This is a genomic window from Rhodopseudomonas faecalis, assembly GCF_003217325.1.
GTDB lineage: Bacteria > Pseudomonadota > Alphaproteobacteria > Rhizobiales > Xanthobacteraceae > Rhodopseudomonas > Rhodopseudomonas faecalis.
The window spans coordinates 144,871-158,355 of the sequence record NZ_QJTI01000001.1; the positions used below are offsets into that span (position 1 = coordinate 144,871).

At 63.0% G+C, this 13,485-nt stretch carries 11 protein-coding genes and 1 riboswitch; of the genes, 8 read left to right on the forward strand and 3 right to left on the reverse strand.

All coding sequences use genetic code 11. From position 1 onward, the window contains the following. Positions 1-65: 65 nt before the first annotated feature. Positions 66-1,484, reverse strand: a complete 1,419-nt coding sequence (locus BJ122_RS00735; RefSeq protein ID WP_110779279.1) for a short-chain fatty acyl-CoA regulator family protein — start codon at positions 1,482-1,484, stop codon at positions 66-68. Between the two features lie 145 nt (positions 1,485-1,629). Here BJ122_RS00735 and BJ122_RS00740 point away from each other — a divergent pair, with 145 nt between their 5' ends. The 6 genes from BJ122_RS00740 to metE all read left to right on the forward strand — a co-directional run bounded on the left by BJ122_RS00740 (position 1,630) and on the right by metE (position 9,127). Continuing rightward, the gene (locus BJ122_RS00740; protein ID WP_110779280.1) at positions 1,630-2,052 is read left to right on the forward strand and encodes an acyl-CoA thioesterase; all 423 of its coding nucleotides are present in this window, start codon (positions 1,630-1,632) and stop codon (positions 2,050-2,052) included. Further along, entirely contained in the window at positions 2,049-3,572 is a 1,524-nt protein-coding gene (locus BJ122_RS00745; RefSeq protein ID WP_110779281.1) for an MmgE/PrpD family protein, read from the forward strand. Before BJ122_RS00740 ends, BJ122_RS00745 begins: the two co-directional genes overlap by 4 nt. A 42-nt stretch (positions 3,573-3,614) precedes the next feature. After that, positions 3,615-4,802 (forward strand): bifunctional 2-methylcitrate synthase/citrate synthase, encoded by a 1,188-nt coding sequence (prpC, locus tag BJ122_RS00750; RefSeq protein WP_110779282.1) that lies wholly within the window; start codon positions 3,615-3,617, stop codon positions 4,800-4,802. A gap of 10 nt (positions 4,803-4,812) precedes the next feature. After that, positions 4,813-5,730, forward strand: a complete 918-nt coding sequence (prpB, locus tag BJ122_RS00755) for a methylisocitrate lyase (protein ID WP_110779283.1) — start codon at positions 4,813-4,815, stop codon at positions 5,728-5,730. 39 nt (positions 5,731-5,769) lie between these two features. Continuing rightward, positions 5,770-6,393, forward strand: coding sequence for an epoxyqueuosine reductase QueH (locus BJ122_RS00760; RefSeq protein WP_110779284.1), 624 nt, complete (start codon positions 5,770-5,772; stop codon positions 6,391-6,393). A 32-nt stretch (positions 6,394-6,425) separates the two neighbouring features. Then, positions 6,426-6,619: riboswitch (cobalamin riboswitch) on the forward strand. A 153-nt stretch (positions 6,620-6,772) separates the two neighbouring features. Beyond that, positions 6,773-9,127 carry a 5-methyltetrahydropteroyltriglutamate--homocysteine S-methyltransferase gene (gene metE, locus BJ122_RS00765; RefSeq protein WP_110779438.1) on the forward strand — a complete coding sequence of 785 codons (2,355 nt, stop codon included), beginning with the start codon at positions 6,773-6,775 and terminating at the stop codon, positions 9,125-9,127. A 291-nt stretch (positions 9,128-9,418) separates the two neighbouring features. On the opposite strand, the gene BJ122_RS00770 is transcribed toward metE, so the two are convergent. Continuing rightward, the gene (locus tag BJ122_RS00770; protein ID WP_245407570.1) at positions 9,419-10,372 is read right to left on the reverse strand and encodes a quinone oxidoreductase family protein; all 954 of its coding nucleotides are present in this window, start codon (positions 10,370-10,372) and stop codon (positions 9,419-9,421) included. Between the two features lie 29 nt (positions 10,373-10,401). After that, positions 10,402-11,385, reverse strand: coding sequence for an aldo/keto reductase (locus tag BJ122_RS00775; protein ID WP_110779286.1), 984 nt, complete (start codon positions 11,383-11,385; stop codon positions 10,402-10,404). Positions 11,386-11,431: 46 nt separating this feature from the next. On the opposite strand from BJ122_RS00775, the gene BJ122_RS00780 reads away from it, so the two are divergent. After that, complete coding sequence (locus tag BJ122_RS00780; RefSeq protein ID WP_110779287.1) at positions 11,432-12,370, forward strand: LysR family transcriptional regulator; 939 nt, start codon at positions 11,432-11,434, stop codon at positions 12,368-12,370. A 729-nt stretch (positions 12,371-13,099) separates the two neighbouring features. Beyond that, entirely contained in the window at positions 13,100-13,372 is a 273-nt protein-coding gene (locus BJ122_RS00785; protein WP_245407553.1) for a transposase, read from the forward strand. Positions 13,373-13,485 lie beyond the last annotated feature (113 nt).

The window sequence follows — 13,485 nt, forward strand, 5'->3', positions numbered from 1 at the left end:
ACGCACGACCGATCAATGAAATCGCGCGCTGCGTGAACCGCGCAGCGCGGCGCCGATGATCAGCTCTAAGCGTAGGGCGAGAACGGATTGCGATTCTCGTCGACCTTCAGCGCTCGCCCGACCGGCGGCAGCGCGCGCTGCGGGCACGAGGGACGCTCGCAGATTCTGCAACCGGCGCCGATCGGGGTCGCTGCGGAGGGGCTACTGAGATCGAGTCCATCCGAATAGACCAAGCGGCCAGCGTGCTGCCAATCGCAGCCGAGCGCGACCGCGAAGGTTTTACGCGGCGTGTGATAGCCGCCCTGATCGTGCGAGACCGTTCTGGCAATCCACAGATAGGTTCGTTCGTCCGGCATCCTTGCCAGTTGGGTCAAGATCCTGCCCGGGTGCGAAAACGCCTCATAGACATTCCACAGCGGGCAGGTGCCACCGGTGCGCGAGAAGTGGAAGTCGGTCGCCGATTGACGCTTTGAGATGTTGCCGGCGCGATCCACGCGGATGAAAAAGAACGGCACCCCGCGCGCGCCGGCGCGCTGCAGCGTGCTGAGACGATGGCAGGTGGTCTCGTAGCCGACGCCGAAGTGCTGGCCGATGAGGTCGATGTCGTAGCGGAAAGCCTCGGCTTTGGCGCGGAAGGCCTCGTAGGGCAGCAGCAGCGCGCCGGCAAAGTAGTTGGCAAGGCCTATACGGGTGAGCCGACGCGAAGCTTCGTCGGCAAAGGGCGTCGCTGCGACCTGGCCGTCAATCGTCTCGCGGTGCTCGAGAAACGCGATCTGCGTCGCCATCTGAAACGCTTGCTGGCCGGGCTGCAGACGCGCCGATAGCCACAGAATGCGCGCCTCGCGGTCGAACGCGCGCTGCGCATCCTGTTGCGGATCGAGCGGCTCGGCCAGCTTGACGCGGACGCCGTGGCGCGATGACAGGTGCTGGGTGAGGGTGGCGGCGATTTCCTGCATCGGCCGGCCGGGGCCTGGAGCGGTACGTTCGGCGGCCTCGTCGAGTTCGGCGATGTAGTTGTGCCGCGCATAGAAGAAATCCCGCACTTCCTCGAACGGAGTTGAGACCGCCGATCGGGGAGGCTCCTGGCGATCGTCGCCGAGGCGCGCTGCAAGTGCCACCGATTGTTCGAGCGTGCGGTGATAGTGGCGATACAGCGTCACCAGCGCGCGGCCGGCCGCTGGCATGTTGGACGCCAGTTCTCGTATCTCGGCGTGAGTGATGCTCTCACCGATGACCGGATCGGCGAGCGCTTCCTTCAGGTCGGCCGTCAGCCGTGATTCGTCATCTTCCGAGAACAGTTGCACGTCGATGCCGAATGCGGCGTTCAGTTTTAGCAGCACGGGCACCGTGAGCGGCCGCTGATTGTTCTCGATCTGATTCAAGTAGCTCGGCGATACGCCGACCGCCGCGGCCAGCGCCTGTTGCGTCATCCTGCGCTGCTCGCGCAGACGCTTCAATCGCACACCTACAAACGCCTTCTTCATCACGCCTCCGCCGGCCGTTGTTCGCAAACTTTGCAAGCTGTCGCCGCGTCCTTTGCAAATCTACGCAAGTTCAGTGGTTTACGAATGCCGGTGTTCGCCAATAATCCGAACCACACGCCAAGACAAGAACGCCGGAGGGTTGGCCATGAATGTGCAAGGATCATTTGCACCGGCAGATACGCGCCTGATCGAGATGATTTTCCCGGAACAGGCCAATCACTACGGCACATTGTTCGGAGGCAACGCGCTGAGCCTGATGGGCAAAGCCGCCTTCGTCGCGGCCACGCGCCGCGCCCGCAAGCCGATCGTGATGGCGCGATCGGAGAAGATCGAATTCCACGTCCCGGTTCGCGTCGGCGACATGGTCGAGTTGAGAGCGCGCGTCGTCCGGGTCGGGCGTTCATCGATGACGGTGGTCGTCGATGTCATCTCAGAGGGCCTGCTGACCGGCGACCGGCGGCTGGCGGTTCAAGGCTCGTTCGAGATGGTTGCCGTCGATCAGAACGGCAAACCGACCCCGGTGGAAACCGCAACGTCCATTACGTTTGCTGAGGAGACCCTGTCGTGAAACTGCATTCCGTCCGCACCCGCAAATCGGCCGACCATCTGCCGCGCACCGAGCAACTGGCGTGGAAGATCGCCGAAGTGGCCGCCGATCCGGTCGCGGTCGAGCCCGAGGTTGTGGAGATGATCGGCAACCGCATCATCGACAACGCCGCCGTGGCCGCGGCGTCGCTGGCACGGCGCCCGGTCGCGAGCGCGCGTGCGCAGGCCGTGGCGCATCCGTTCCAGCCGGGCGCGACGGTGTTTGGGCTGCCGCTCGATCGCCGCGTCTCGCCAGAGTGGGCCGCCTGGGCCAATGGCGTGGCGGTGCGTGAACTCGATTTCCACGACACTTATCTCGCCGCCGATTATTCGCACCCCGGCGACAACATTCCGCCGATCCTGGCGGTGGCGCAGCATTGCGGCCTGGGTGGCGCAGCGTTGGTGCGCGGCTTGGCCACCGGCTACGAAATCCAGGTCGATCTCGTCACCGGCATCTGCCTGCACGAGCACAAGATCGATCACATCGCCCATCTTGGTCCCTCGGCCGCGGCGGGCATCGGCGCGGCGCTCGGGCTGGCGCCAGAGATCATCTATCAGGCCGTGCAGCAGGCGCTACACGTCACCACCACCACGCGGCAGTCGCGCAAGGGTGAGATTTCCAGCTGGAAAGCCTTCGCGCCGGCATTTGCGGGCAAAATGGCGGTCGAGGCGGTGGATCGCGTGATGCGCGGCGAGGGCGCGCCGTCGCCGGCCTGGGAAGGCGAGGACGGCTTTATTGCCTGGATGCTCGGTGGCCCGAATGCCGAGTACCGCGTGCCGCTGCCGGAAAAGGGTGAGCCGAAGCGCGCCATTCTCGACACCTATACCAAGGAACATTCGGCCGAGTATCAGAGCCAGGCGCTGATCGATCTGGCGCGGCGCATGGGGCCGGTGCTGCGCGAGCGGACGCCGGACCTGTCCAAGGTGCGTAGCATCGTCATTCACACCAGCCATCACACCCATTATGTGATCGGCACCGGCGCCAACGATCCGCAGAAAATGGATCCAAAAGCGAGCCGCGAGACGCTCGACCATTCGATCATGTACATCTTCGCAGTGGCGCTCGAGGATGGTGGCTGGCATCACGAGCGCTCCTATGCGCCCGAGCGCGCGGCAAAACCGGCCACGGTCGCGCTGTGGCACAAGATCGCGACCGTCGAAGATCCGGAATGGACGCGGCGCTACCATAGTCAAGATCCCAAGGAGAAAGCGTTCGGCGCGCGCGTCGTCATCGCGCTGGAGGACGGCTCGACCATCGAAGACGAAATCGCGGTGGCGGACGCCCATCCGCTTGGGCGCCGCCCGTTTGCCCGGCCGCAATATGTCGCCAAGTTCCGCGCCTTGGCGGACGGCATCATCACGCAAGCCGAACAGGACCGCTTCCTCGAACTGATCGACCGCCTGCCGACGCTGACCCCGGATGAACTCGGCAGCTTGAGCTTCGCGGTCGAGCCCAGCCGCCTCGGGTCGGTGCCGCGCCGCGGCATCTTCGATCGGTCTTAGACCGCGACAATCACACTCATCGTGAAAAAATAGGAGGAGACCATGACTGAACACGCTGCCGCGCGTCACAGCGCTCCGCCAAAGAAGTCCGTGGCGCTGTCGGGTGTCATCGCCGGCAACACGGCGCTGTGCACCGTGGGCCGCACCGGCAACGACCTGCATTATCGCGGCTACGACATCTTGGACGTCGCCGAGACCTGCGAGTTCGAGGAGGTGGCCCATCTGTTGGTGCACGGCACCTTGCCGACCGTGGCGGAGCTTGCCGCCTACAAGGCGAGGCTCAAGAACCGCCGCGGCCTGCCGGCCGCGGTGCGGCACGCGCTGGAGGCGCTGCCCGCCGCCGCGCATCCGATGGATGTGATGCGCTCAGGCGTGTCCGCGTTCGGCTGCGTGCTGCCGGAAGCGCATGACCTCAACATCCCCGGCGCGCGCGACATCGCGGACCGGCTGCTGGCGTCACTGGGATCGATGCTGCTGTACTGGTATCACTTCGCGCATAGCGGGCGGCGCATCGAGGTCGAGACCGACGATGACAGCATCGGTGGCCATTTCCTGCATCTGTTGCATGGCGGCGTGCCCCACGAAACGCATGTCCGCGCGATGCACACCTCGCTCAATCTCTATGCCGAGCATGAGTTCAATGCGTCGACCTTTACGGCGCGCTGTATCACCGGCACCGGCGCCGATTTCTACTCGGCGGTCGCCGGAGCGATCGGTGCGCTGCGCGGCCCCAAGCATGGCGGTGCCAACGAGGCTGCATTCGAGGTCCAGAAGCGCTACGCCACGCCCGAGGAAGCGGAAGCCGATATCGAGCGGCGGGTCGCCGCCAAGGAAGTGGTGATCGGCTTTGGCCATCCGGTCTATACCATTGCCGACCCGCGCAACCGGGTGATCAAGGAAGTCGCCCGTCGTCTGTCGGTGGAAACCGGCTCCATGAAGATGTTCCAGATCGCCGAGCGCATTGAAGCGGTGATGCACCGCTCCAAGAAGATGTTCGCCAATCTCGATTGGTTCAGTGCGGTGTCCTATCACGCCATGGGCGTGCCGACCTCGCTGTTCACGCCGCTGTTCGTGATTGCGCGCACCGCCGGCTGGGGTGCCCATATCATTGAGCAGCGCCAGGACAACAAGATCATCCGTCCGACCGCTAACTATGTCGGCCCGGAGAACAAGATTTTCGTGCCTATCGAACAGCGCGGCGGACCGGCTCCCGCTGTCCGCGTCGCGTGAGGAAATGCCAATGCCCTATCTCGTCGCTTCTGATCTTCCCAGCGAGCCCGCTGGCATTCGCTTCCGCGCTCTGGTCGAGCGCGGCGGCATCGCCAAGATCCCGGGCGCTCACAACGGCATGGCGGCGCTGCAGGCGCGGGCCGCAGGCTTTGAGGCGCTCTATCTGTCCGGCGCAGCCATGACGGCATCGATGGGGCTGCCGGATCTCGGCATGATCACCGTCGATGAGGTGGCGTTCTTCGTGCGTCAGGTGGCCCGCGCCAGCGGGCTGCCGACTCTCGTGGATGGCGACACCGGCTATGGCGAAGCCTTGAACGTCATGCATATGGTGCGCACGTTCGAGGACGCCGGCGCGGGAGCGGTTCATATCGAAGATCAGCTGCTGCCGAAGAAATGCGGGCATTTGAACGACAAGAAGCTCGCCGACGCGCGCGACATGGCGGCCAAGGTCGCCGCGGCGGTGAAGGCGCGCCGGCATCTCTATGTGATCGCGCGCACCGATGCAGCGGCGCGCGAAGGCATCGAAGGTGCCGTGGCACGTGCCAAACTCTATGTGGAGGCGGGAGCGGACGCGATTTTCCCCGAAGCACTGACCTCGCCGGAAATGCTGCGCGAGTTCGCCGCAAGGATGCCCGGCGTGCCGCTGCTTGCCAACATGACCGAGTTTGGCCGGACTCCCTTCTTCACCGCGGATGAGTTTCAGCAGATGGGCTACCGGATGGTGATCTGGCCGGTGTCGTCGCTGCGCGTCGCCAACAAGGCGCAGCAGAAGCTCTATGCCACCTTGCAACGTGACGGCAGCACCAAGGCGATGCTGGACGAGATGCAGACCCGGGCCGAGCTGTATGACGTCTTGCAACTCGAACGCTTTGAAGCGCTCGACGCCTCCATCATCCGAACGGTGATCCCACAACAGAATCCAGACTAGACCGAGGCAGGCGGTCGGCCTGCGCGCCGAGGAAGACTGATGGATACGCTAGGGCGTCCAAAGCTCAGTTGCCCCTGTGACCAAAGCAAGGTGTTGCTGCATTGCTGCTGCGCACCTTGCGCTGGAGAAGTGATCGAGACGCTGCTCTGGTCACAGATCGATCACACGATCTTCTTTTACAATCCCAACATTCATCCGCGCCGCGAGTATTTTAACCGCAAGGCCGAGCTGCAGCGTTTCGCGATTGCGCACGGCATTCCGTTTGTCGATTTCGACTATGATTCGTCGGTGTGGTTTGCGCGCGTGCGCGGCCTGGAAGCCGAGCCGGAGCGCGGCGCGCGTTGTTCGATCTGCTTCGATCTCCGCCTTGAGCAAACCGCGCGCTACGCGCATGCCAATAATTTTCCGGTGATTGCGACATCGCTTGGTATTTCGCGTTGGAAGAATATCAATCAGGTCGATGCCAGCGGCCAGCGGGCGGTAGCGGATTATCCAGGTTTGATTTACTGGGGGCATAACTGGCGTAAACGAGGCGGCGCAGACCGATCTCAGAATCTGGCAAAACAACAGGGGTTCTATCGACAAGACTATTGCGGCTGCACCTATTCGCGACGGCGCTCGAAAGTGACGTCGGACGTGCGTAGTCAGTTGATAGTCACGTGAGGCAATGCTTGACAGCGTATCGCCGCACGCCCAATAGTGCGCGACGCCGAGGTCTGCGGATCGATTGATCCGGAGCTAAGAGGGAAGCCGGTGCAACACCGGCGCTGCCCCCGCAACTGTAAGCGGCGAGCCGACGTTCTCGAGTGCCACTGGGAGTGATCCCGGGAAGGTTGAACGAAGGCCGCGACCCGCGAGCCAGGAGACCTGCCTCGACGAACTAAACGTCCTCGGGCGGGGTGCCCCGGTGGTGCGCATTGTGGCCCCGTCGTCATCGCGGCTTTGGGGATCTCACGTCGCGTCGCTAAGGCCTTGCCCCCAAAAATGGGGTTAAGCCGTGTCTGCTACCACAATCTCTGCTACCACAATCTCTGGTACCAAAATCTCTGCCACCACAGTCCGGTCGACTGTTCCGGTTGCCACACTCGGCACGCCGCGCATCGGCCCTCGGCGCGAGTTGAAGACCGCGCTCGAAAGCTACTGGTCTGGCAAGTCGACCGAAGCCGATCTGCTCAAAACGGCCGCGGTTTTGCGGGCCGCAAATTGGGCACGCCAGAAGGCGATGGGTGTCACGGTGATCCCGTCGAACGATTTTACGTTCTACGACCACGTGCTGGACACCAGCATCATGGTCGGCGCAATTCCGGAAATCTATGGCTGGAACGGCGGCGCGGTGTCGCTGGCCACCACTTTCGCGATGGCGCGCGGCTGCCAGGGGAAGGCCGAGCAGGACGGCGCGCCCACACAAGGCGTTCCCGCACAGGAGATGACCAAGTGGTTCGACACCAACTATCACTACATGGTGCCGGAACTGGTCGCCGATCAACGTTTCCAACTGTCGTCGCTGAAGGCGCTGGAGGAATATCGCGAGGCTAAGGCGCTCGGCTACGACACCAGGCCCGTGCTGCTCGGTCCGGTCACATTCCTCAAGCTCAGCAAGAGCAAGGATCCGGCGCTGAAGCCGCTGTCGCTGCTTCCGAAGCTGGTCCCGGTCTATCTCGATATCCTGCGCCGCTTGCATGATGAGGGCGCACAGTGGGTTCAACTGGATGAACCGGCGCTGGTGCTCGATCTCGACGACGCCGCACGCGCGGCGTTCCGCGATGCCTATGCACAGATCGCGCAGGCGTTGCCGGATCTCAAGATCATGCTGACCAGCTATTTTGGCGATCTCGGCGACAATCTCGATACCGCGCTGTCATTGCCGGTGGCGGGGCTGCATGTCGATCTGGTGCGCGCACCTTCGCAGATTTATGAAGTCGTGACGCGCGCGCCCGATGATCTGGTGTTGTCGCTCGGCGTGATCGACGGGCGCAACATCTGGCGCGCCGATCTTGGCGAGCTGCTCGATCGGATCGAGCCGATCGCCACGCAGCGTGGCGTGGATCGCGTGCAGGTGGCGCCATCGTGCTCGCTGCTGCACGTGCCGATCGATCTTGAGCTTGAGACCGATCTCGATCCCGATCTCAAGAGCTGGCTGTCGTTTGCGATTCAGAAGATGGGCGAATTGTCGGCGCTCGGCTGTGCGCTCAGCCAAGGGAGGGGCGTGGTGCAGGCGGAGCTGGACGCTTCGGCCAAGGCCGCTCATGCGCGGCGCAGTTCGCCGAAAGTCCATAGTCCGGCTGTAACCGGCCGCACCGCCGCCATCACCCGCGAGATGATGAAGCGCACCAGCAGCTTTGCGACCCGGGCGGCTTTGCAGCGCAAGCGGCTTGGGCTGCCGCCATTTCCGACCACCACGATCGGATCATTCCCGCAAACCGCGAAGGTGCGTAAGGCACGCTCGGACTACGCCAAGGGCATCATCTCGGAAGGTGACTATCACGACTTTCTGCGCGAGGAGACCGCGCGCACCGTGCGCTGGCAAGAGACGATCGGGCTCGACGTGCTGGTGCATGGCGAATTCGAGCGCAACGACATGGTGCAGTATTTTGGCGAGCAGCTGTCCGGCTTCGCCTTCACCAAGGAAGGCTGGGTGCAGAGCTATGGCTCGCGCTGCGTGCGACCGCCGATCCTGTTCGGCGACGTGTCGCGCCCGGAGCCGATGACGGTCAACTGGTGGACCTATGCGCAGTCGCTCACTAACAAACCGATGAAGGGCATGCTGACCGGGCCGGTGACGATCCTGAACTGGTCGTTCGTTCGTGACGACGTGCCGCGCAGCACGGCGTGCCGGCAGATCGCGCTGGCGATCCGCGACGAGGTGTTTGATCTCGAGCGGGCAGGGGCCAGGATGATTCAGATCGACGAGGCGGCGCTACGCGAGGGATTGCCGCTGCGTCGCTCGGAATGGAAGACCTATCTTGATTGGGCGGTCGAAAGCTTCCGCGTGGCGTCGTCGGGTGTCAGGGACGAGACCCAGATCCACACCCATATGTGCTACTCTGAGTTCAATGACATCATCGACGCGATCGCGGCGATGGATGCCGATGTGATCTCGATCGAGACGTCGCGCTCCAAGATGGAACTGCTGGAAGCGTTCAAGACCTACAAATATCCCAATGAGATCGGCCCTGGCGTGTACGACATCCACTCGCCGCGCGTGCCTTCGGTCGAGGAAATGACCAACTTACTCAAACTGGCGCGTCAGCGATTGTCCGATGCGCAGTTGTGGGTCAATCCCGATTGCGGCTTGAAAACCCGCGGCTGGAAGGAAGTCGAGGGCGCGTTGGTCAACATGGTCGACGCGGCGCGGCAGATCCGCCAGATCAGTGCTGGAAAAAGCGGACTGCACTGATTGAGCGTGATCTGACTCGCCGTGTTCGGGGAGGCCTCTGGCCGTCAACCAGAGGCCTCCTATCTCTCGCCAGCAGTTGACCGGCAGGCGACGTGGGTGATGGTCTCTACAGCGGTGCCTTGCCTCGGTCCCCAAACTTTCGAAAATGTAGCCGAGGGCGAGAGTCTTCCACCCGTGCGTAGGGCGCAATAGAGACGCGTATTGTGCCGTTGGCGCTGATCGGCGGACTACGCGATGCTCAACAGCAATACGGGCTTGTGTATTGCTCCGCCGCCTACGCATCCCGTCAGCTTACGGAATAAGCAAGAGGCTTCCGGTCGTACGACCGGCTTCCAGATCGGATTGGGCCTGCGCGGCATCGGCCAAAGGATACTTGCGGCCGATTTCTGCGGATACGCCCTTATGCATCATTTCGAGCAAGGCCGCGGCCGCCTGACGATAGGTCGGCAGATCGGCGGCATAAGCCATCACACTCGGCCGGGCGAGCGATAGCGAACGGATGGGGCCGATGTCCTCGAGCGCAAGCGGCGGAATTGGCCCGGCTGCCTGACCAATGCTTGCGACTGTCCCGAAGCGCCGGGTGCAGGCCAGACTTTTGAGCAGCGTATCGCCACCGATTCCGTCGATAGCGAAATCCACGCCAACGCCGTGGGTCAGCGATCCGACCTCCGACACAAGATCGGCGTCACGCCCGACTATGACGTGGTCCGCGCCATAGGATCGCGCGATGTCCGCCTTTGCGGCCGATCCGGCCGTGCCGATCACTGTAGCCCCAAGATGCTTCGCCCAACGCACGAGGATCGACCCCAGGCCGCCAGCAGCCCCGTGGATAAGCAAGGTCGTTCCCCGCTCGACGGTGTAGGTGCGGGTTAGCAGCATATGAGCTGTCAGCCCTTTGAGCATCGACGCCGCCGCGATGTGAAACTCAAGATCCTCCGGTAGCTTGATGAGCCGCGAAACCGGCAAAGAGCGCGCCGTTGCGTAGGCGCCGACTGGCCCACCCGCATAGGCGACACGATCCCCGATAGCAAAGCCGGTGACGCCTTCGCCAACGGCTTCGATCATCCCGGCGGCCTCAACGCCGAGGATGGCGGGCAGAGAGAGCGGATAAAGGCCGGTGCGGTGATAGATGTCGATGAAGTTCACCCCGACAGCAAGGTGCCGGACGCGAACCATGCCGGCGGCAGGTTGTTCCGATGGAAGCTGCGCGACTTCAAGGTTCTCGGCACCGCCGATGGCGATCATCCGCACGATAGTCTCTCGTTCGGGGGGGCTCATACGTTGACCCCCTTCATGCCTTCCGCCGTGTAGCGCTCTCCGGAAACGGGCAGGCTGGACAGAGCCTGTTCGAGAATGGTGCGCGCCGTCTCGTTGAGCGTGATCGCGGCGGCGGCGACATTTTCTTCGAGATACTTGATCCGCTTGGTGCCGGGAATCGGCACGATGTCGTCGCCCTTCGCCAGCAACCATGCCAATGCCACCTGCGCCGGGGTGCAGTTCTGTTCGGCTGCGATACCGCGCACGAGTTCGACCAGCGCGCCATTGATGGCGGCATTGTCCGGCGCGAAGCGCGGCAGGCTGGCGCGGAAATCACCATCCTCGAATTGCGATCCGGCCTGAAAGCGTCCGGTGAGAAACCCGCGTCCAAGCGGAGAATAGGCGACGAAGCCGATGCCCAGTTCCCGGCAGGTCGGCAGGATTTCGGATTCCACGTCGCGGGTCCAGAGTGAGTATTCGGTCTGCACCGCCGTTACCGGATGGACAGCATGAGCGTGGCGCAGCGTCTCGGCGCTGACCTCGCAAAGCCCGATATGACCGATCTTGCCCTCGCGTTTCAGCGCGGCCAGCGCTTCCATCGTCTCCTCGATGGGACGTTCGCGGTCGATGCGATGGACGTAATAGAGGTCGATCTGTTCCACCCCGAGCCGCTTGAGCGAGGCTTCACAAGCGCGGCGCACATAGTCGGCGCTGTTGTCGATGGTGCGGGTGTATTCGCCAGGCTTCCGCACGATGCCGAACTTGGTGGCGATCTTCACGTTCGCGCCGGTCTCGGCGAGGAAGCGGCCGATCAGTTCCTCGTTATGGTGCGGGCCATAGGTGTCGGCGGTATCAAAAAAGTCGATGCCGAGATCAACCGCCCGCCGCAGGACCGTCAAGGATTCTGCGTCGTCGCGTGGGCCATAGAACTCACTCATTCCCATACACCCGAGACCGATGGTGGATACCGAAAGATCAGGGCTGAGCATTCGATGTTGCATTGCTTTGTTCCTTGTTTGCGCAGGCTAAAGATGGCTTTCTTTTTTGATGAAGAAAGCTGCCAAAAGCCGTAATCCGATTTCCGAAATCGGAAAGCATGACGTAACCCGCCTGCGATGGGACGACGCGCGCGTATTCCTCGCCATTGCACGCTGCGGATCACTAAGTGGTGCGGCGGCGAATCTCGGGGCCGGTCTCGCCACTGTTTCGCGCCAGATCGAACGGCTCGAAGCCGCGCTCGGCCTGAAGCTTTTCAGCCGTCACCAGAATGGCTACCGGCTGACCGATGACGGCGCGGCGCTTCTGGAGCGCGCCGAAGCGCTGGAACAGGCGGCTGATGCCTTTACCGAAGGATCGGCCGCGCAGACTGAGATCGCAGGGCGCGTCCGGCTGGCTACGGCCGAGACGCTGGCGAACCACATCATCATCCCGGCCATGCCGAAGCTGACCAGCCAGTATCCCGATCTGACGCTTGAAGTCGTCACTGATGTTCAGACGGTCAACCTGCATCGGCGTGATGCCGACCTTGCTGTCCGACTGATCAAACCCCAACGCGGAAATGTCACGATCCGGCGTCTCGGAACGCTTGGCTTCGGTCTTTATGCTTCGCGGGCCTATGCCGTGCAGAGACACGAAACAGCACGGCTTGAGACCGACCGTTTCATTACATGGTGCGAGACTTACGCTCATCTTCCCGCCGCGCAATGGATCGAGCGTGCGCTGCGCGGGCATCCGCCGGTTCTGGCGACCACCACTATGTCGGCGCAGCTATCGGCGGCAATCGCAGGCGTCGGCCTTGCCGTGTTGCCGCATTTCCTCGGGCGGCAGAATGATCTCGTTTGCCTGCAAGCCGACATCGGCATCGACCAGGAAATCTGGCTCGCCGTCCATTCCGATTTGGCGCAGTCGCGTCGGGTCCGCGTGGTCAGCGAGTTTCTTGTCGAACTGGTGCGGGAAAACCGGACAGCTCTCGAAACGCCTGCGTGATGGCTACGGCGGGGGTGCCATCATGCCAGCGGAACGCAGTAAACGGCACCATTTCCCCAATCCGCCGAAATGAGGTCGCCCGATGGGGACACGGTAAGCCCAACGGGACTCAACAGGCCGTCAGCGAGTAGGGCGGTGCGGCCGTCATCAAAAACTTCGTGTATCGCCGTCCCCCCATAGTCGACCACGAAGCGCGTAGGACGCAATAGCGAAGCGTATTGCGCCGTTGGCGCTGATCGGCGGATAACGCTGCGCTCAGCCGCCCTACGGGCTGCGGGCTATTTCGCCAGTACCGACCAGGTCGAATGGATGGTCGGAGCCGACTCTATCGGTGCTTATCTAGCGGATCTGCTTGTCTGATGCTCCGCGCGGGCTTGTCAAAGCGCCGGCCAAGCCCGCGCCGGTCTCGACGTAGGTGTTGATGCGGGCCTTGTCGCACCCGCCGCGGGTGCCGAGTAAACGTCAAGCTCGGCGTCTGCCGCCCGCGCAGGGGCCGGCGTGGTCTATGCGGTGCGATCGATCCCGCCGCGTCCGCCGGCCTGCAGCGCGTAGGGCGCAATAGCGCGGCGTAGTGTGCCCTTGGCGCCGGATTACGCTTCGCTCATCCGCCCTAAGAGCTACGAGCTGAACAGTTATCTGTAGCCCGGAGGAAGCGCAGCGTAATCCGGGGAGATTGTGCTCCGCCTCGACGCCAGTCCCGGATTGCGCTGCGCTCCATTCGGGCTACACTTGCTTGCGCCGTTCGACGACGACAGCGGCAAGCGTAAGGGAGAGCGCCACATTGGAGGTGGCCAAGCCCGCCTACGTCGCTCGCTGTTTGCTGCGGCGCTGCCGGCCTCCTTCCGCTGGAACAAGGCCCTGTGCGCGCTCTACGCCCGCCTCAAAACCCGAGGCTATGCGCACAATTACGCCCTCGTCGCCTGCGCTCGAAAGCTCATCATCTACGCAAACACCGTCGTCCAGCGCGGCTCGCCATGGGTCGAAAACCACACCGCGCTCTAATGGTTGCTACGATCTTTAAAGATAATTTGTAGCCCGGATGAAGCGCAGCGTAATCCGGGGAGATTGTGCTGCGCCTCGACGCCGGTCCCGGATTTCGCTGCGCTCCATCCGGG

Excerpts from the sequence above, each read along its gene's own strand:
- BJ122_RS00760 (WP_110779284.1), top strand. The coding sequence starts at position 5,770 with ATGGATACGCTAGGGCGTCCAAAGCTCAGTTGCCCCTGTGACCAAAGC.
- BJ122_RS00780 (WP_110779287.1), top strand. The coding sequence starts at position 11,432 with ATGAAGAAAGCTGCCAAAAGCCGTAATCCGATTTCCGAAATCGGAAAG.
- BJ122_RS00735 (WP_110779279.1), bottom strand. The coding sequence starts at position 1,484 with ATGAAGAAGGCGTTTGTAGGTGTGCGATTGAAGCGTCTGCGCGAGCAG.
- prpC (WP_110779282.1), top strand. The coding sequence starts at position 3,615 with ATGACTGAACACGCTGCCGCGCGTCACAGCGCTCCGCCAAAGAAGTCC.
- BJ122_RS00770 (WP_245407570.1), bottom strand. The coding sequence starts at position 10,372 with ATGATCGCCATCGGCGGTGCCGAGAACCTTGAAGTCGCGCAGCTTCCA.
- BJ122_RS00740 (WP_110779280.1), top strand. The coding sequence starts at position 1,630 with ATGAATGTGCAAGGATCATTTGCACCGGCAGATACGCGCCTGATCGAG.
- BJ122_RS00775 (WP_110779286.1), bottom strand. The coding sequence starts at position 11,385 with ATGCAACATCGAATGCTCAGCCCTGATCTTTCGGTATCCACCATCGGT.
- prpB (WP_110779283.1), top strand. The coding sequence starts at position 4,813 with ATGCCCTATCTCGTCGCTTCTGATCTTCCCAGCGAGCCCGCTGGCATT.